This is a genomic window from Ekhidna sp. ABH4_415, from assembly GCF_056161305.1.
Genome location: NZ_JBSWYW010000005.1, coordinates 265796 through 285017 on the forward strand (window position 1 = coordinate 265796; position 19222 = coordinate 285017).

14 protein-coding genes are annotated in these 19222 nt (G+C 42.3%); 6 read left to right on the top strand and 8 right to left on the bottom strand.

Annotated features, from left to right (window positions below; all coding sequences use genetic code 11):
• Positions 1–49: 49 nt before the first annotated feature.
• The 6 genes from ACXAH9_RS10495 to rodA all read left to right on the top strand — a co-directional run bounded on the left by ACXAH9_RS10495 (position 50) and on the right by rodA (position 6796).
• Positions 50–1300 (top strand): TAXI family TRAP transporter solute-binding subunit, encoded by a 1251-nt coding sequence (locus tag ACXAH9_RS10495; protein ID WP_474894811.1) that lies wholly within the window; start codon positions 50–52, stop codon positions 1298–1300.
• Positions 1301–1387: 87 nt separating this feature from the next.
• A complete protein-coding gene (locus ACXAH9_RS10500; RefSeq protein ID WP_349566049.1) occupies positions 1388–2419 on the top strand; it encodes a rod shape-determining protein in 1032 nt (343 codons plus the stop codon).
• A 7-nt stretch (positions 2420–2426) separates the two neighbouring features.
• Entirely contained in the window at positions 2427–3227 is an 801-nt protein-coding gene (gene mreC / locus ACXAH9_RS10505; protein ID WP_474894812.1) for a rod shape-determining protein MreC, read from the top strand.
• Positions 3224–3739 carry a hypothetical protein gene (locus ACXAH9_RS10510; RefSeq protein ID WP_350205142.1) on the top strand — a complete coding sequence of 172 codons (516 nt, stop codon included), beginning with the start codon at positions 3224–3226 and terminating at the stop codon, positions 3737–3739. Before mreC ends, ACXAH9_RS10510 begins: the two co-directional genes overlap by 4 nt.
• Positions 3736–5559 (top strand): penicillin-binding transpeptidase domain-containing protein, encoded by a 1824-nt coding sequence (locus ACXAH9_RS10515; protein ID WP_474894813.1) that lies wholly within the window; start codon positions 3736–3738, stop codon positions 5557–5559. Before ACXAH9_RS10510 ends, ACXAH9_RS10515 begins: the two co-directional genes overlap by 4 nt.
• Positions 5528–6796, top strand: a complete 1269-nt coding sequence (gene rodA / locus ACXAH9_RS10520; RefSeq protein WP_474894814.1) for a rod shape-determining protein RodA — start codon at positions 5528–5530, stop codon at positions 6794–6796. The genes ACXAH9_RS10515 and rodA overlap by 32 nt, the downstream gene beginning before the upstream one ends.
• Before the next feature lie 15 nt (positions 6797–6811).
• Here rodA and ACXAH9_RS10525 read toward each other — a convergent pair whose 3' ends face one another.
• The 8 genes from ACXAH9_RS10525 to ACXAH9_RS10560 form a co-directional block, all read right to left on the bottom strand.
• The gene (locus tag ACXAH9_RS10525; RefSeq protein ID WP_474894815.1) at positions 6812–9730 is read right to left on the bottom strand and encodes an AsmA family protein; all 2919 of its coding nucleotides are present in this window, start codon (positions 9728–9730) and stop codon (positions 6812–6814) included.
• Positions 9731–9810: 80 nt separating this feature from the next.
• Positions 9811–10212: a hypothetical protein gene (locus tag ACXAH9_RS10530; protein ID WP_474894816.1), complete on the bottom strand. Its 402-nt coding sequence runs from the start codon at positions 10210–10212 to the stop codon at positions 9811–9813.
• A gap of 3 nt (positions 10213–10215) precedes the next feature.
• Positions 10216–11616 (bottom strand): aldehyde dehydrogenase family protein, encoded by a 1401-nt coding sequence (locus tag ACXAH9_RS10535; RefSeq protein ID WP_474894817.1) that lies wholly within the window; start codon positions 11614–11616, stop codon positions 10216–10218.
• Positions 11617–11678: 62 nt separating this feature from the next.
• Complete coding sequence (locus ACXAH9_RS10540; RefSeq protein ID WP_474894818.1) at positions 11679–13730, bottom strand: OmpA family protein; 2052 nt, start codon at positions 13728–13730, stop codon at positions 11679–11681.
• Positions 13731–13741: 11 nt separating this feature from the next.
• Positions 13742–14419 carry an OmpA family protein gene (locus ACXAH9_RS10545; protein WP_474894819.1) on the bottom strand — a complete coding sequence of 226 codons (678 nt, stop codon included), beginning with the start codon at positions 14417–14419 and terminating at the stop codon, positions 13742–13744.
• Positions 14420–14515: 96 nt separating this feature from the next.
• Entirely contained in the window at positions 14516–15823 is a 1308-nt protein-coding gene (locus ACXAH9_RS10550) for a peptidoglycan DD-metalloendopeptidase family protein (RefSeq protein ID WP_474894820.1), read from the bottom strand.
• An 18-nt stretch (positions 15824–15841) separates the two neighbouring features.
• A complete protein-coding gene (locus ACXAH9_RS10555) occupies positions 15842–17785 on the bottom strand; it encodes a protein-disulfide reductase DsbD family protein (protein WP_474894821.1) in 1944 nt (647 codons plus the stop codon).
• Between the two features lie 3 nt (positions 17786–17788).
• Positions 17789–19156, bottom strand: coding sequence for a dipeptidase (locus tag ACXAH9_RS10560; RefSeq protein ID WP_474894822.1), 1368 nt, complete (start codon positions 19154–19156; stop codon positions 17789–17791).
• Positions 19157–19222 lie beyond the last annotated feature (66 nt).

The following is a 19222-nucleotide window of genomic DNA, read 5'->3' on the forward strand; positions in this document are numbered from 1 at the left end:
TGACACAAAAAATTTGGCAGTATCTTTAAAAAGCCCGTAAAATGCTTTTATGAAGAAGATAACTGCCGTCCTAATTGCTGCATTTTTGATTGTTTCTTGCAATCCCACCCTCACTACATTCACATTTATATACAATGATGAAGGGCCAAATGGTGAAATCGCTAAAAGAATGGAGGAGCTACTAGAGGGCTCTTTTTATAATGTTGACATACAATTAATAAAGGGGAAAAGCACCAACGCCAATTTAGACAGCCTTTCTGTGGGAAGTGTAGATATCGCGCTGGTTGAAAATTACGTGAATTATCAACCGGGCCTTAATTCTGCTTTCTCGGTTTATTCTGAGGTATTGCATGTTTTCTTTCGGGATGAAATTGATGGCAGTTCATTCGAATCGCTGATGTATAGTGGTCCGGTTTACATCGGAAGGGAGGAGTCGCCCACCTACAATATGATGATGGATCTGATTGATTTTTATGGTCTGGATACCTCCCGGATTAATGTAACCTTTGCCATGAACCAGGCAGGAGTCGTTGTAGAATTAACTAACCTTTTCACCTTAGAGAAGCTCAAAACGTATGAAGGATACAATCTTTTTTCATTTGATCAGGTGGAAAATATGGGGAACGCCTCTACTGTAGAGGGGATCGCTCTCAAGTATCCAAGAATGTCGCCGTTTGTCATTCCAAAAAAATCCTATTGGGGATATACGGAGGATCCGATAGTTACACTTGCCGTTGATTTAATTATGGTAGTGAGGTCCGGCTTGCTTGAGGTGACTGTTAATGATTTTACCAAAACCATGCTTCGAAACAGGCAGGTATTTACCTCTATTGACCCGCTGCTATTTGATGGTTTAAGAGAAGACTTCAATCAGGGCATTCTGAATATCCCTCTTCATGAGGGAGCCCGAACCTTTTTAGATCGTGATGAACCTAGCTTCCTTGAAAGGTATGCAGAACTTGGTGGTGTCATTCTTTCGATTGTAATCGCACTTTTTAGTGGCATTGTTTCACTAACCAAATGGCAGGCACAGAAGAAGAAAGATAAAATAGATGAGTTCTATGAAGACCTCATGAATATCAAAAATGCCATCCCAAAAATCAATCAGATTTCATCCGCGATTGAAAAAGTGAAAAGTGTACAGGCATCACAAAACAAGGCTTTTGAAATGCTGATCGCTGAAAAGCTGGTAGCTAATGATAGTTTTCGTATCTACATGGAGCTCTCGAAAGAGACGATCAATGAGCTACGTGGTAAGATGCGGGTTTTGAAGGCAAAAAAGGAGCGCACAACTTCTTAAAAATGAAACTTTTATCACTAATCGGTGATGCTTTAGCTTTTATGCAAAAACGAACCTAAATTCGTGCTCAAATTCGAGTGAGCATTCATGGGTCTTTTTGATTTTTTCCAGAGCGACATAGCTATAGATTTAGGGACAGCCAATACACTGATTATCAGTAAGGATAAAGTGGTGGTAGATGAGCCGTCCATTATTGCCATTGATAAAAACACAAACAAAGTGCTGGCCATTGGCCGAGAGGCCATGCAGATGCATGAAAAAACGCATGAGAATATCAAGACCATTCGTCCATTAAAGGACGGGGTTATTGCAGACTTTCATGCTGCAGAGCACATGATCAGGGGCATGATCAAAATGATGGATAAGGGCAAGAAGAGTTTCTTACCTGCATCGCACAGAATGATCATTTGTATCCCTTCTGGTATTACGGAGGTGGAAAAAAGAGCGGTGCGTGACTCTGCGGAGCATGCCGGGGCAAAGGAAGTGTACATGATCCACGAGCCGATCGCAGCAGCAGTTGGGATCGGAATTGATATTGACCAGCCTGTCGGCAGTATGGTTGTGGATATTGGAGGAGGAACGACAGAGATCGCTGTAATTGCTTTAAGTGGAATTGTGTGTGATCAGTCCATTCGTGTGGCAGGAGATTCGTTCAATAAAGATATCCTTGATTACATGCGTAGACAGCATAATCTGCTGATAGGTGAGCGAACTGCTGAGAAAGTGAAAATCGAAGTAGGATCTGCGCTGACTGAACTTGATGAAGATGCACCGGAAGATTTTGAGATAAGAGGAAGGGACTTGATGACGGGTATACCGAAGGTGATAAAAATTTCTTACTCGGAGATCGCTTTCGCAATTGACAAATCTGTTTCTAAAATTGAGGAGGCAGTGTTAAAGGCACTCGAGATTTCTCCTCCAGAACTTTCAGCTGACATCTATGACAATGGAATCTACCTGACGGGTGGTGGAGCAATGCTACGAGGCTTGGATAAGCGACTTTCTATGAAAACCAAGCTGCCAATCCACATTGCGGAAGATCCATTGAGAGCGGTTGTGAGAGGAACCGGAATGGCATTGAAGAACCTAAATCAATATAAGGCGGTATTGATGACCTAAGAAGTGAATGCAAAGGCTTTTAGACTTCCTTTATCAGCAACGAGAAATAGCCGTTTTTTTAGGCCTTGAAGTTCTTAGTGCGTGGCTTCTGATCAATTACAATAACCGATATAATGCTTCATTCTTAAATTCCAGCAATGAAGCAGCCGCATCACTTACACAAACATCGAATGAGGTAAGCAATTACTTCGAACTTTCGGAAATAAACCAGCAGCTAATGCTGGAAAACGAGCAGTTGCAAGAGGAGCTAAGAATGTTGCGCACCGAGCGAAGCTCTTTTTTAGATACCGTAGAGCAATACCAGGTAATCGGGGCTAAGGTGATTAATAACACGTTCGATCGAAGTGCCAATTTCGTGACCATATCCGCAGGGAAGAAAGACAGTGTAGCAGTTGGCATGGGAGTGATTTCCTCATTTGGAGTCGTAGGTCAGGTTAAATCTGTGACGAACAACTTTGCAACGATCTATTCACTGTTGCATCCAAAGCTGCTGGTTTCTTCTAAAGTGAAACGAACAGATACCAATTGTACCGTTCAATGGGATCAGGAAGCTTATGATAGAGCCAGTCTCAAGTATATTCCACGCCATATTAAGTTAAAAGAAGGAGACTCCATTGTAACTTCCGGTTTCAACTCTGTTTTTCCAGAGAACATTCTGGTCGGGATTGTGGATGAACTAAATCTGGAAGAGCACATGACTTTTTATGAAGCGAAAGTGAAATTAGCTACTGATTTTACCAGCTTGTATCATGTGTTCGTGATCAAAGATTTGTTGAAGGAAGAAAAAGATTCATTACAAGTTCAATGAACAGAGTAAGCATTAAAGAGCAAATTCTTAATCTGATCCTGCTATTGCTGGTCCAACTGCCCTTGGTGCATCGTATTACATTGTTTGATAAAGCTTTTGGGTTTTTTTATGTCGGTTTTCTGCTTTTGCTTCCCAGAACCCTGAGCCGCTCCTACTTAATGGTAATCGGCTTCCTGACCGGCCTGATCATTGATGTGTTTACCGACACCCCGGGGATTCATGCGTCAGCCTCTGTAGCAGTAATGTTTCTGCGAAATTTTTGGCTAAATGTTGTGAATGATGATTCCCAGGAATTAACTAATCTCAATGTGAGCACATTGAAAAAATCCGGGCTAGTGTACTTTGTTTTTCCATTAGTCTTCTTTCACCACTTCTTAATTTTCGTCATCGAGAATGGAGGCTTTCATCTTTTTGGAATGGTCTTGAGTAAAGTTGTTTTCAGTGCTATCTTTAGTACTGCTGTTATTTTCGTTATCAACTTTATCATCACACCTACGAGCAGACGAGCATGAGAGGGCGAGGGTTAATCATTCGGGGACTCATTCTTTTTACGGCGATCATTTTCGCTGTGCGGCTGTTCTACATCCAGATATTGGAGGAGGACTATAAAGTAGCAGCAGAAAACAACGTGGTACAAAAAATTGTCCAGTACCCTTTCCGAGGACTGGTTTATGACAGCAATGACAGTCTGGTTATTTACAATTCGCCCGTATATGACCTGATGATTGTGCCAACGGAAGCAGAGATTCGTGATACCACAGCTTTTTGTGAGCTTCTTGAAATTGAAAAGGAGGAACTGAATGAGAAGCTCGAGAAGGCGGAGGAGTATTCTTCCATTCTGGCATCAAAATTTATTGAACAAATTTCAGATGACCTGTTCGCCCGATTGCAGGATCAGCTGATTAAATATCCGGGATTTTATGTGCTGCCAAGAACGATTCGATCCTACAATACCAAATCGTTGGCTAATATAGTGGGATATGTAGGTGAGGTGAGTAAAGGATTTCTAAATCGTGATACGACCAATTATTATCAGTCCGGTGACTATATTGGGATTGGTGGTATAGAAAAGGCTTATGAGGCCTACCTCCGTGGAAAGCGTGGTGCTACTTATAAAGTGGTTAATGTTCAGGGAATCATCAAAGACGACTATCGGGATGGAGAATATGACACCCTTCCTCAACCTGGTGAAAACATTCACCTGACCATTAACCTGGAGCTTCAGCAGTATGCTGAGAAACTGATGGAAGGAAAGGTGGGAAGTGTGGTTGCAATTGAACCAGAAACAGGCCGAATTCTCGCACTGGTTTCCGCTCCCTCCTATGATCCCCATCTATTGAGTGGAAAAAACTTGAGTAAAAATTTTCCCGAACTAAATAGAAACGAAGATAAACCACTTTTTAATCGGCCACTACAGGCTCGATATCCTCCCGGGTCTATGTTCAAGACGATTCAGGGAATTATCGCCATGCATGAAGGGGTAGTCACAGAAGATGAAATAATCCGAACGGACGGATCAAATATTGGGGATCTGGCGCCCCCCGGACCTTACAACATGATAAAGGCGATCACGAAATCCTCCAACAATTATTTCTACCTCATAATGAGAAGGATGGTGGAGCAAGGGGTTGAAGAAAGCCAGTTTCTGGATAGCAGAATAGGGCTTGAGCAATGGCGGGAATATGTGAAACAATTTGGTTTGGGACGGAAACTTGGAGTAGACCTCCCCAATGAGATCAGTGGGAATGTGCCCAGCATCGAATATTATGACAGGGTTTATGGAGCTAAGCGATGGAAGTATTCAAACATATCTTCTCTGAGTATTGGTCAGGGGGAGTTGCTGGTGACTCCCTTGCAAATGGCAAACCTTGGAGCCATCCTGGCAAATCGTGGGCATTTCATAACCCCGCATGTGGTAGAGAAAATAGCTGGATGGCCCAACCCCAATATCAAAAAAGAAATCTTACCCTTTGATCAGGCTCTATATGTGCCAATACTAAAAGGGATGGAGCAAGTAGTGGAGGCAGGGTCAGGTAGAAGGGGTTATTTGAAAGAATTAAAACTAGCGGGTAAAACGAGTACTGTTCAGAACCCGCATGGTGAAGATCACTCCGGCTTTATGGGCTTTGCTCCACTGGATGACCCAAAAATTTCTATAGCTGCTTATGTAGAAAATGCCGGGCAGGGAGGACGTGCAGCAGTTTCCGTGGCTAGCTTACTTGCAGAAAAATATGTGCTGGGGACGGTTTCTCGTCCTTGGCTGGAAGATTACGTTTTAGAAGAAAGATATTTACCAGAAAATGCGCCAAGACCCACTCTCGCAGAAAATTGATTGGATTTCGGTCCTGCTCCTTGGGGTGCTGGTACTTGCCGGCTGGCTGAATATCTATGCCGCTGAATACGACCCAGATATTAATCAAAGCATATTTGATTTTGGAACGAGTGCAGGACGCCAGCTGGTTTGGATCATGGCATCAGTGGTTATCGCCTTTGGACTGTTTTTCTTTGATTACAAGTTCTTCGATTCGTTCGCATTTGTGATTTATGGTGTATTTATGGTGCTGCTTCTTCTGATCCTTGTTGGAGGAAAAGAAGTTGCTGGATCTAAATCATGGGTGGGTATTGGCGGTTTTGGTTTACAACCCTCGGAGTTTGCAAAATTTGCGACAGCTTTCGCTTTAGCAAAGTATCTGGATCATCCGACACGGAAGTTGGAAAACCTGAATACGATGGGCATCTCATTTGCGATCATCCTTTTACCAATGGCTTTGATCATCTTGCAGGGTGACACAGGCACTGCGTTGGTTTTTACCGCTCTTGTAATTCCTATGTTTAGAGAGGGGATGCCCCCACAGCTATTGATCATCGGTGTTTCTGTTTTTGCTGTTTTTATTCTGACACTTTTAGTAAGCCAAACTGTTTTATTAGCAGGAATTGCAATTGTCACACTATTGGCCCTTGGACTTAACGCCAGAAACCCGAAGCGACTACTTTATATCGTGGCTTCTGCAGTGATGATTGCCCTGGCAGTAAGAAGTGTGGATTTTATTCTGACCGAAGTGTTAAAACCTCACCAGCAGAAGCGAGTGCTGTCATTAATCAATCCAAACATTGATCCTCTTGGAGCTGGCTGGAATGTCACTCAATCGAAAATTGCTATTGGGTCTGGTGGGTTTACCGGAAAGGGATTTTTGGAAGGAACGCAAACAAAATTTGATTTTGTGCCGGAGCAAACCACTGACTTCATTTTTTGCACCATAGGTGAAGAGCAAGGGTGGATAGGAAGTATTCTTTTGCTTGGTGTTTTCACGGCGCTATTGTTAAGGTTGGCATTTTTAGCAGAACGTCAAAAGTCTACTTTCTCAAGAGTATTTGGATACTCAGTGGTGAGCATCATTTTCTTCCACTTCACGGTGAACATTGCCATGACCATTGGGTTATTCCCCGTGATTGGAATTCCCCTACCATTTTTCAGCTATGGCGGTTCTTCACTATGGGCGTTTACGATTTTGCTGTTCAGCTTTTTAAAGCTGGATGCTCACCGCATGCAGGTATTGCAGCGGTGGTGATCTTAAATTACGGGCCTATATTTTAGCTGCTTTTTCTTTAGCCTCTTCGATCAATTTATCTGCCTTTTTATTGGCTTCAGCCTCTATTTGTTTGGCTTTTTGGTCAGCCTCAGATCTTAGCTTTTTAGCAGCCTCCTGGGCAACTTTCTTTTTGATCGGATTGGATCCGGCATCAGCAACTAATTTGTCCGCTGCAGCATATCCTTCTTTTTTTACTTTTTCTGCACTGGCCTTCCCTTGCTTTCTTATTTCAGCAGCCTTAGCCTGAGCTTCGGAAATGATTTTTTGGCGTTGTTCAGCCTTTTGCTGCTCTAGCTCTTCTTTGGCTTTAGCTTCGGCTTCAGCCTTCTTCTTAGCCAGCTCAGCTTCGGCTTTTGCTTTTTGCTCGTCCACCTGTGCGGAGATTTGCTTCTTGAATGATTCCGATGCACTTGAGCTACCTGATGACTCGCTGCTTCCTAAGAGTTTGATCTGTGGATCATCATAAGTTCCCCCGATACCCAAATCCAGATCAATTTTGTCAGCTATCAATTTTTTGCCACCTGTAAAAGAGCTAATGGCACTATTAAGTGCATTACCAATGGCGCCTGTAGGAATATCCTTCAAGAGCATGGAATAATTGAGTTTTCCATCAAGTGTGTTGTTGCCACCAAGAACGGCCTTCTGTCCTTTGACGTTTAACTCAAAAGGCTCAACATACATTCTGCCATCTTTGATTTCTGTTTTAATAAGCACATCTTTCACGGAGATTTTATCACTGGCCTGACCAGAAGCGCCAGTTTTTAAAGCAGCTACTGCCGATAGCTTTTGCATAAACTCACCCTTTTCCAATTGCGCCTGAGCAACATCCACCAGACCTTTAAGGTTTATCTCATCCATGATTGGCATCATGTCTTCACCTAACAGCCCCGTCACGTTAAAGTCCGTTGAGAATTTACCAGAAACCTGCTTGGCAATTGGCACATACGACTGCACGGTCTCAAATGTCTGGAAGGCATTGGCGATGGAAAGATCTTTGAATTTAAACCCAAGACTATACTTTGGTTTTTCTAAACCTTTAGTCACATACGATCCGGTCAGCTCAAAAGTCCCATCCAGCATATTAAACGTATTCTGGTCCAGAATGATAGCTCCATCTTTGATCAGAACTTGTCCCTTAAAGTTCGTAATGGGCATGTTTGAATAGGCTATTTTTCCAATAGAGGAGGCAAGGGTGAAATCGATGTTTTCAGGAATTTTCACCACCTCTAGTGCTTCTTCTGTGCTTTCTTCAGAACCTTCTTCTACAGTTTCAGTAACCTCCTCTTCTGCGGATTCTTCTTCCATGCTTTCTTCAGGCATTAGTTCATTGATGTCGATCAGTGTAGAGTTAAAGTCCAGCCGACCCACAAGGATTTCATCGGACAGGACAAATCCTAGATAATTACTCACTTTTCCTGATAGACTAAAATCTGAGTTTCCGGACTTTGCAGAGAATTCAGACAAAGTGATGTCTGATGGATCGAATGTCAGATTAGCCCTGGAAATACTAAATCCTTGAGGCAGGTCGTCACTTTTGAAGAGAAAATCGTTGATGGTAAGGCTACCTGATGTTGGCAGCTGGTCATATCGCTCGGCCTCTACATCTGCCATTTGGCCAGCAGTCTTTAGTTGCGCATTGATTTTACCAAGCAGCGTCATACCTTCTAAAGGGACTACTTTAGTGATTTTTTCTAGGTCAGCATTTCCCTCAAAACCAAAATCCCATTGATAGTTTTCGAGGTTCTTAAACTTTAGATAGGCTTCTACTGATTCACCATCTACCAACATTGAGAACTTGTCAATATTGAAGCGGGTTTCTCTTAGGTCTGCAGATGGATAATTAAAATTGGATTGGATGTTTAGGTTTTCAATTGGGATATTAAAATCATCATAACTGATTTTTCCATTTTCTACGGCCAGGCTGGCGGCAACTTGCGGCATAGAGGATACATTATAAGTCCCTTTTGCATACCCATCAAAACCGATACTTCCGCTTGCATTCACACCATCCAGGTATTCCTGATAAACACCGGGAATGAGTGACAAAATGCTTTTGATGCTAATGTCTTTTCCGCCGAATGTGATATCCATAATGATATCATCACCCGGCATACTGACGAACCCATCCGCTTCAATTGCAAATTGATTTACTGCAAATCGGTTATCCATGAACGTGAATTTCATCTCATTCAAATTCATATTAAGGGTTACATCAATGTCCAGTCGCTTATTGGATACATACTCAGTGCCTTCAAATCCAAGCGAAACAGCATCTACGGTTGTCTTGGTTTTTAGATCAAACACATCAAGGGTAAAGTCTCCGGACCCCACATGATTTAGTCCAGTTAGCTTGGTGTAAAAGTTCATGGATTGATCCAAGTAAAGCAGTTCTGCATTAGTGATGCTCCACTGTTCTATGCCAATGCTCATAGTACTTTCTTCACTTGTCTCGGTACTTTCAGCTACTTCCTCTTCCTTGTTCTCTTCATCGGCTACTTCTTCGTTTTCTGCCTCTTTCGCTATATCGTAATTGGCTGTTCCATCCGGGAGCACCAGCACTTTTATTCTTGGTTCATCCAAAGAAATCTCTTTAACGATGATTTGATCTCCATTGATGACGGACATCAGATCGACCGTCACCAGGAAATTCTTCACAGAGGTGAGCGTATCTTTTTCAAAAACACCTTTGCCTACCACTCCAAAATCACTCATGCTTACGGTGAGATCAGGAAAGTTTTTAATCAATGATATGCTGAACCCATCTATGTCATAGTAAACCGTAGCATCAAGGCTCTCAGCCATAGTATCGTCCAGCGCTTTTCTAATGTCATCTTTAAATATGATCGGTAAGACGATGATGGCTATAATGATAAGGGCAAATACAACTGCTAGGACTTTAAGAAGCTTTTTCATGGCTCAGATATTTATGACCAAGTTAAAGAGATTATATGCGTTCTAATAAGGCACAACGCATTTTTAACAGAAAGATTAAACTACCTTGAGAGTGTAACGAAGATATCTTCCATTAGTTGAAGCCTGATCTGGTCTTCTGATTTTGATGCTACCTGATAAGTCATTCCCGGACTTTCCGGATCATTGACTAGAAAAAGGGTGTCATTCGAGACATACCAGGACTGAGTGTGTGAAAGCGTATCCACATTAAAGATGCAGTCTGGATAGCCATTTGCAGTAACTGTGAGGCTGTCTGCTGTAAAGACAAAACTTCCATCCATATAGAACTCCATGTCTTCTACTTCCGGATATGATTCAGGTGGAGTTTCCCATTCGGCCTTCCAGTTTCCATGCCATTCAGAGGGGCGGTTGGCAGCCTTCTCGTTGGATGGAGAGCTACACGCAAATACAGAAACAGATAAAATAAACAGTAATTTTTTCACGTCTCAAAAATACTTAACCATGAAATCAATCATAAATTTTTTGAAGGCAGAATATGGAGGATAAACGGTTTTTGCCATGGTGAATCCAGTTCGTTGCTTTACCACAGCTTTTTCATTGGAGAAAGCGATGAATCCGGTATGCCCATGTGCTTTTCCGATTCCACTATTATTCACTCCTCCTATTGGGAGGTTTGGGTGCGCGAATTGAAGTACCACATCATTGATGGTCATCATACCTGAGCTGGTACTTTTCTTCACTTTGTTAATGACAGATTTATTTTTAGCAAAAACATACAATGCAAGCGGTTTTGGTTTTTGATTAATAAAATCTACTACTTGATCCAGTTCGGTGTATGTCATAAGGGGTAAAATAGGACCAAAAATTTCCTCTTCCATGACACGCGTATCTTTGGTGACATTAGAAAGCAAGGTAGGGGTGAACCTTAAATTATCACGATCAGACTTTCCTCCAAATTCAATATTGGCTCCTTTGTCGATCGCATCAGCCATGAGGTCATTGATGCGGTTGTGGTGATGGCGGCTGATAATGCCTCCGTACCTCTCTTTGTTCCCATATAGTTTTTCTGACTGCACCACTAACTCTTCAATCAACTTATCTTTAACATCTTCATGCACAAATAAGTAGTCAGGAGCGATACATACCTGTCCGGCATTTTGCCATTTTCCCCACGCGATTTTTTGAGCAGAATCTTTGATGTTTGCTGATCGATCTACAATGGTAGGTGATTTGCCTCCCAGCTCCAGGGTGACAGAAGCAAGGTGCTTAGAAGCTGCTTCCATCACAATCTTCCCTACCTGTGGACTACCAGTGAAAAAGATGTGATCAAAAGGAAGAGACAACAGCTCTTGTGATTCTTTTATTGCACCTAATACCACAGTTACTTCTTCTGGTTTAAAAATGTCCGAGCACATTCTAAGGATCAACTCCGATGTGTTTTCTGAAAACTCGGATGGTTTAATGATGACAGTATTTCCAGCGGCAATGGCAGAAACCAATGGACCTATTGCAAGTTGGAATGGATAGTTCCAGGGAGCGATGATCAGGCACGCTCCTTTTGGTTCGTAAAATGTTTCAGCGTTGGTTCCCAGGTAGGTGATACTCGATGCAGCAGGCTTGGGCATCATCCATTGCTTCAGGTTTTTTCTTGCTTTTCTTATTTCAGAAAGCACAACGAACACTTCCGTAAGGTCGGTTTCTTCATGTGGTTTTTGCAGATCCTTTTGGACAGCTTCATGAATCTCTGTTCGGTGCTTCATGATCCAATCTTCAAGCTTCTTGAGTCTGGCCCTTCTTTCGGATAGACTTGAGTTTCTCTGGTTGATTGAGTACCTCTTTGCTTGCTCAAAAAGATCTCTGATCTCTGACTGTGTTGCGGTATCCATATATTAAAAATAAAAAAAGTCAGCTCGAAAGCTGACTCTTTATACAAATCTATTTTTAGTCATCATTGAATCTGGAACTCCACCCTTCTGTTTTTCTGTCTGTTTTCAGGGGTGTCATTAGACACTTTTGGTTGTGATTCACCAAATGCTTTATAAGCAAGTCGATCTTCGCTGATGCCATTTTGAAGGAAGTAATCCATAACGGCTTTTGCTCTACGTCCGGACAAACGCATGTTATAATTCTCATCACCAACACTGTCTGTATGGCCGGAGATGAGAATCTTTTCTATTGTTCCTCTCTTCAGGTAATCGAGCACTCGGTTGAGCTCAGGATATGATGCTGTTTTCAGCTCTGCCTTATCAAAATCAAAGAAGATATTTTTCAACTCAATGGTCTCGCCTTTTTGAATTGGGAAGATTCGAATGAATTTTTCAACAGTATCCGATTTATCCAGTTCGATGAAATCAAGACGTTCTGTTTCGGAAATATACCCGTCAGCTTCCCCAACTAAACCATATTGCCAACCTCCCTGAACAGTGAAGTTAAACGTACCTGTTGAGTCTGTTGCAGCATGTCCGATATCCAAACCATCAGGAAGTCGCTCGATAAGTACAGTGGCACCCTCAACAGGCGTTTCGGTTTTGGCATCCAGAACGGTCCCTGAAACTGTAGCAATAATGTCTTTTGGTACCAGGTGCTCAACAGATGAAACCAATGGGGATTCTACCTGATCAGAGAACAAGTCCTGAACTTTAAAACTAAAGATGTCTGTATCCTCTCCTTTTTCTCCTCTAGTGAAGTATAATTTCTGACCTGTGGCCGGAATGCTGAAATATTCGTCGTTTCCTTCGCGATTGATCCCAGGGCCCAGGTTCTCTGGTTCAGACCACCGTTTCCATGAATCATCAAGCTTGAATGACACATAAATGTCAGCTCCACCGTAACCGGAATATCCATCAGAGGAGAAATAAAGTGTTCGTCCATCTTCTGCCATAAATGGGGACTCATCTTCCCCGGAAGAATTGATGTCATTACCTAGGTTCATCGGTTCGGTCCATGTACCATCATTTTTCTTAAAGGTCACATAAAGGTCCCTGCCTCCATAGGTGTCATCCCTTTCTGCAGACATGATCATGGCTTTACCTCCTGGAGCCAGAAAGAAATCAGCATTTGGTGAGTAGTTATATTCGTTCTCAATTTCTATTGATACAGGGTCTGAAAATGTATCGCCTTGCTTTGTGGACATTGAAACACCAGTGTACATTCTCCCCTTTTTACCGTATCTGTTTCCAAGAATCAATACTTCATCATCTCCCACCTTGCTGATAGAGCTTATGAAGTTTGGCCCCTTCGTATTTAGCGGAGGACCAATGTTTCGTGCTGGCAGCCATTGCCCTGTTTCTTCATCGAGCTCTGAGACCCAGATATCTTCTGCGTCATTCTCTCCCCCCACATTGTCGGGGTGAAACTGTCTACTAAAATAAAGTCTCTTTCCATCAGGAGAAATAATGGGGCTGTGCTCCACATAATCACTATTTACATTGGTGCTAAGCTTTTCAGCATCAACAGAGCTATTCACCCCTTTTGCAAGGTTTAGCAATACATTAATCGGAATGTTAGAGGCAGAGACGCCAATTGCATCGATTGCATTGTATCCATCAGACACACTACAATCTAACACTACCCGGATTGCTTGTACACCATAGGGTGTTTCTTCGAAAAATAGATTTAAAAGTCTGGATTCTATGGGTAATTCCCGAGGCGTTAGTTCGAAGAGCAGGTATTCATTATAATCACTATCGTAACCATAAACAGCCTTTACTGCTCCCGGATTTTCAGATTCAGCAATTGCAATTTGCTTTGCTTTGATTGGCGTACGGAAGGCGACCATAACAAACTCCTCTTTATCTGTGCTTTTTGGCCGCCAGGCATTGGGGTTGTCTCCTCCCCCCGGCAAGACGTTTGGTCTGTGTAATGTTTGAATGGCGGAATATTCATAAGGCGAATATTCAGAGGAAACATCAATTACTTGTGTGCCCCATGCTACTGTCTCTTGTGCCTCAACAGCGCATACTGCCAAAAGGCCAAGGACGACTAGGTAGATTTTTTTCATTGTGTCTAGCTTTAACGACGGATAACTCTTACTTCTACTCTTCTGTTGAGGGCTTTTGCCTCATCAGTTCGATCCTGCGTTACTGGTTGAGTACCACCAAATGCTTTGGTGAAAATTCGGTTTTTCTTCACTTTCTGATCAATCAGGTATTCCTGAACCGCAATCACACGGGCTTCCGAGAGCCTCATGTTTGCATCCGGGTTTCCTGCAAAATCAGTATGCCCCTCCAGCTGAATAACGATGGAGGGGTTTTCGATCATCCATGCAGCAAGTTCATTTAGCTCCTGATAAGAGCTGGGTGAGATTTTATCGCTTCCACGAGCGAAAATGAGATTTTCGAGTTTTCTTAACTCGATAAGGTCTTCTTGAATGAAAAAGTTTCGGTTGAGATTTCCGGTAACCTTAATTTTATCTTCGAAATTTTTGAATCCACCCTTCTTGACCGAAAAATTGTAGGTTTCTCCTTTAATGAGTTGTATTTGGAACGAGCCATCCGTTTTTGTGGAAGCCATTCCCATATCGTCATAGTAGGGAAGCTTTTCATAGAGAATATTGCCAACTACCGGAGTAGAATCTGCCGCTTTTAACAGTTTGCCATACACCTGTACCAAAGTGTCACTTGAGACCTGGGCGAATGTGGTGGCGGCAAAAGCAAGCGAAAAAATGGCAATAGTATAGATTTTTCGCATTTGTTATTAGGATGATTTAGCCCAAAATAACTCAATTAAATGCAAAAACTAAAGAATAATTGTGCGTTTAGGTAAACGGATTGGATTTAATTAAGACTATGGAGTTGGATTATCTTCAGAATCCGACGGAATCTTTGCCAAAAGCGTCTCTTGATGTGAGTAGGCGATCTGATCAAGAATGATTTTGACAGAGTCACTGTAAACTTTAAACTCATTGAGTTGGATCTCGTCAATTCCACTGGATGATGGCAGGTCTACCTTTAAGGCGTCCACCTGTCGACCATTTTTCCAGAATCTGTAGCAGAGGTGTGGTCCATTTGCCAGACCGGTACTACCTACATATCCAATCGTCTGTCCTTGTTTCACAGTTACCCCGGGCCGGATACCTCTGGCGATTTTAGACATGTGAAGGTATTGAGTGGTGTAGTTGCTGTTGTGTTTGATTTTTACATAGTTACCATTTCCTCCATGGTATCGAGCCTCAAGCACAACACCATCACCTACCGTTTGAATAGGTGTACCTGTTCTAGCAGCATAGTCCGTTCCAAGGTGAGCTTTGTATCTCTTCTGAACCGGGTGGAATCTTCTGAGTGAATATCGTGAACTGATTCTGTCGTACTTCAATGGGGCTTTAAGCAATGTTTTTCTAAGGCTGTTTCCTTCTTCATCAAAGAAGTCTAACTTTTCTCCATTTTGAAAAGGAATGGCATAATAGGGTTTTCCCCAATGCTCAAAATATGCACCTTTAATACTTTTGATACCTACAACCTCTCCATCGACAGTCTCCTCCTCAAAAATAAGTTTGAATTTATCGCCTTTAGCAATTCTAAAGAAATCTACCTGCCAGGCAAAGACATCTACCATTTGGCTGACTAGCAGTGGAGATGCACCTTTATCGAGTAAGGATTCATATAGCGAAGAGTTGATTTCTGCAGCGATTGTTCGTTCCTTAACCTCAATTGGCTTTTTCTGTACGTCAACAAAAATGGAATCAACCAAATTATAAACCACATACTCTGTTGGTGATGGTTCGAATATGAACTGACGTGCAGTTTTTAATGAATCTCTTTCATGGATAATTGAAAATTGAGAACCCGCTTTGAGTTTTCTTACATCAAAAACTTCTCTTGATCGCTGAGATAAAAGGTGTAGATCCTTGTAGGAAATATTGAAAGCAGTTAGAATCTCAGATAAATTCTGATTCCACTTTACTCGACCTTCTGCAATCTCAAAGGAGTCAATTGGGAATCCATAGTGAAGTGTTGGAAGGTGAAAAAATGTTGAATCAATTTCAATCTCCTCAGCAACTTCTTCCTGCTCCACCAGAGGAACTTTTACATATACAGCTGAAATCAGCGCGATGGTCAGCCCAGTGATTACGAGCCAGATTCTCGTTTTTTTCATGCTATTAGCTTGATGACGCTACAAAACTGTGTCATTTCGGTGGTTTTCCAAGGCTTTATCCAGAAAATCAACAAAACCGGAAACACTCAAATCATACGCTCTGGGTGCGATCAGAAGCTCTTCCTCTTCATTGAGTATGACATAAAAAGGTTGAGCGTTGTTGTTGAATCGGGTAATTTGGAAGTCTGCATTTTGCTGGCCGATGGTCTTTTTCGTTTTTCCATCATAAGATGAGGTATACCACGAATCCTGCGAAAGTTGGGTACGATCATCTACGTATAATGCGACTAAAACGAAGTTTTCACTCAGGAGCTTCAATACTTCCGAATCTGACCAGACACGCTGCTCCATTTCTCGGCAGTTGACACAACCATGACCTGTGAAGTCAATGAAAAGAGGTTTGTTTTGCTCTTTAGCACACGCCAATGCTTGTTCATAATCAAAGTAGCCCTGTAGGCCGTGAGGCCAATGTAGAATGTTAGTGTGCTTAGGATCTTCGCAAGTGGTGCCGCCAGCTTCTTCCTCCAGCAGGTTAAAATTGTGAGTAGCCATAGGCGGCAAAAAACCAGAAAGAGATTTTAGTGGAGCTCCCCACAAACCGGGAATGAGCGAAATGGTAAAAGTGAAAGTAATTACGGCAAGGATCAGTCGTGCCACCGATATCTTGTCAGAGTCTGTGTCACTTTTCAGCTTTAGTTTACCAATGAGATAAAGTCCTAACAGTCCGAAAATGGCTATCCATAGAGCAATGAATACTTCACGGTCAAGAATGCCCCAGTGATAGGCCAGGTCTGCGACACTCAGAAATTTTAATGCAAGCGCAAGTTCTAAGAAACCAAGAACCACTTTTACCGAATTGAGCCAGCCACCGGACTCAGGCATTGATTTCAACCAGGCTGGGAAAATGGCAAAGCCGGTAAACGGGATGGCAAAAGCTAAAGAGAAACCAAACATAGCCATCGTTCCTTCCAGAATGGAACCGCCGCTCAGTGTATTGATCAAAGCCGTACCCACAATAGGGAAGGTGCACGAAAAGCTTACCAAGACAAGCGTGATTGCCATAAAGAATATACCGATGAGCCCACCTCGATCCGCTTGTCGATCGATTTTCGTTACCAGGGAGGAGGGAAGAGTGATCTCGAACAGACCAAAAAACGAAAGGGCAAAAAGGATGAAAACCGAGAATATAATCAGGTTAAATAACCAATGGGTGCTTAATTCATTGAGTGCTGTGAATCCCCAGATCATAGAGATCAAAAATCCCAGCAAGCTGAAAAAAACAATGATGGATAGACCATAAATCAGTGCTTTTCCAATGCCTTCCTTCTTAGACTTGCTTTGTTTTAAGAAAATTGAAACCGTAATCGGGATCATTGGATACACGCATGGTGTAAGCAATGCCACCAGTCCAGCAAGAAATGCAGTAATTAAAATCGACCAGAGACTTCCTTGATCTTCTTCCGGGTTAGCCTTTTTTTTTAAGTCATCCGTTTTACCAGCGGGTTTATCTCCGAAAGAGAACTCATCTTCAAAAGGAATGCACTTTCCATCTATGTCTGAGCAAACCTGATAGAAATATGTTCCTGATATTTTGAAATCCTCATTTAGGATCTTCACTTTTTGAATAAAGAGTCCCTCCTTTTTGAAGTACGTGTACTCACCTTCCCATAAGGAGTCGTATTTTTTCTTCGGGTCAATGGGGGCTATCTCACCGACCAACTCATACGAATCATTCTCCTCGAAAGTAAACTCAGTAACAAGAGGACCTAAATCCGGATCAAAATCCGAAGAGTACAGATACCAGTCTTTCTCGATTTTGGCTTTAAAACGAAGCTCGATCTCATCACCTGACTTTGGAGAAGCATCAGATAAAGTCACCTCCCATTCAATGGGCTTCAACACCTGGCTGAAACTTGCAAATACGAATAAAAAGAGTGAAGCGAAAAAGACTGGTATCTTCATTGATTATGATTTTGACATATCTGTGAAAAACTGATAGAAATAGGAAATCGTTTCAATGCCACGATAATAGTTGAATAGCCCATAGCTTTCATTAGGGGAGTGAATGGCATCTTCATTAAGCCCAAAGCCCATCAATATCGAATCCAATCCTAGTTCTTCCTTGAACAACGCAACAATAGGAATACTTCCTCCCTCGCGTGTCGGAATTGGGTCTTTTCCCCATGATTTGGCCATGGCTTTTACCGCCGCTTTATACCCTATTGAATCGGTAGGAGTTACGGCCGGCTCTCCACCGTGATGTGGAGTCACTTTAACCTTCACAGATTTTGGAGCAATGCTTTCGAAGTGGTCAGCAAATAGCTTAGTGATTTCATCACTTGTTTGATCAGGAACCAATCGCATTGATATCTTAGCATGAGCCTTAGATGGTAGGACCGTTTTAGCTCCTTCACCGATGTAGCCACCCCAAATGCCATTCACATCCAGTGTGGGTCTGATACCTGTTCGCTCAATGGTGGAATACCCTTCTTCGCCCTTAACTTCTTCTATATCCAGGTCCTTTTTGAATTTCTCCAGATCAAATGGTGCCTCGGCCATTTTCGCTCGATACTCGTCTGAAAGCTCCTGTACTTTGTCATAGAACCCCGGAATGGTAATCCTTCCCTTTTCATCCTGGAGCGAGGCAATCATTTCACACAGAATGTTGATTGGATTCGCAACTGCTCCACCATATACACCCGAGTGGAGATCACGGTTAGGTCCGGTCACTTCTACCTCTACATAGCTAAGCCCTTTGAGGCCAACATTGATCGAAGGTGTATCATTGCTGATCATTGCTGTGTCTGAGATCAGTATCACATCAGCGGCTAATTTTTCACGATTTTCTTTAACAAATACCTCCAGATTTTCAGATCCAACTTCTTCTTCCCCTTCAATCATGAATTTGACATTACATGGAAGGCTATCTGTTTTGATCAATGCTTCATATGCTTTCACGTGCATGTACATCTGCCCTTTGTCATCAGCAGAGCCACGTGCATAGATTTTTTCATTTTTAATGACCGGCTCGAAAGGAGGAGAGTCCCAAAGCTCGTAAGGATCAGCAGGTTGAACATCATAGTGACCATAGACAAGGACAGTTGGGAGGTTTGGGTCTTTAATGTGTTCAGCATAAACGATTGGATAGCCAGCTGTTTCACAGATTTCTACATGCGTGTCAAGTTCCTCAAAACGATTTTTTAAATATTCAGCTGCTTTTCTTACGTCACCGGAAAACTTAGAGTCTGCACTGACCGATGGAATTCGTAGTAAATCTAAAAGCTCGTTTAGGAATTGTTCTTTGTGTTCTTCAATGTATGAAATGGCACTCATGATGATCGTAATTTTTTGGCAAACTTAACGCAGGATGAGAAGCTCTACACGAAATAGCTGCGATAA

Bases quoted from the DNA above. Each gene is read 5' to 3' on its own strand.
- ACXAH9_RS10495 (WP_474894811.1), top strand. From the start codon at position 50: ATGAAGAAGATAACTGCCGTCCTAATTGCTGCATTTTTGATTGTTTCT.
- ACXAH9_RS10500 (WP_349566049.1), top strand. From the start codon at position 1,388: ATGGGTCTTTTTGATTTTTTCCAGAGCGACATAGCTATAGATTTAGGG.
- mreC (WP_474894812.1), top strand. From the start codon at position 2,427: ATGCAAAGGCTTTTAGACTTCCTTTATCAGCAACGAGAAATAGCCGTT.
- ACXAH9_RS10510 (WP_350205142.1), top strand. From the start codon at position 3,224: ATGAACAGAGTAAGCATTAAAGAGCAAATTCTTAATCTGATCCTGCTA.
- ACXAH9_RS10515 (WP_474894813.1), top strand. From the start codon at position 3,736: ATGAGAGGGCGAGGGTTAATCATTCGGGGACTCATTCTTTTTACGGCG.
- rodA (WP_474894814.1), top strand. From the start codon at position 5,528: ATGCGCCAAGACCCACTCTCGCAGAAAATTGATTGGATTTCGGTCCTG.
- ACXAH9_RS10525 (WP_474894815.1), bottom strand. From the start codon at position 9,730: ATGAAAAAGCTTCTTAAAGTCCTAGCAGTTGTATTTGCCCTTATCATT.
- ACXAH9_RS10535 (WP_474894817.1), bottom strand. From the start codon at position 11,616: ATGGATACCGCAACACAGTCAGAGATCAGAGATCTTTTTGAGCAAGCA.
- ACXAH9_RS10540 (WP_474894818.1), bottom strand. From the start codon at position 13,730: ATGAAAAAAATCTACCTAGTCGTCCTTGGCCTTTTGGCAGTATGCGCT.
- ACXAH9_RS10545 (WP_474894819.1), bottom strand. From the start codon at position 14,419: ATGCGAAAAATCTATACTATTGCCATTTTTTCGCTTGCTTTTGCCGCC.
- ACXAH9_RS10550 (WP_474894820.1), bottom strand. From the start codon at position 15,823: ATGAAAAAAACGAGAATCTGGCTCGTAATCACTGGGCTGACCATCGCG.
- ACXAH9_RS10555 (WP_474894821.1), bottom strand. From the start codon at position 17,785: ATGAAGATACCAGTCTTTTTCGCTTCACTCTTTTTATTCGTATTTGCA.
- ACXAH9_RS10560 (WP_474894822.1), bottom strand. From the start codon at position 19,156: ATGAGTGCCATTTCATACATTGAAGAACACAAAGAACAATTCCTAAAC.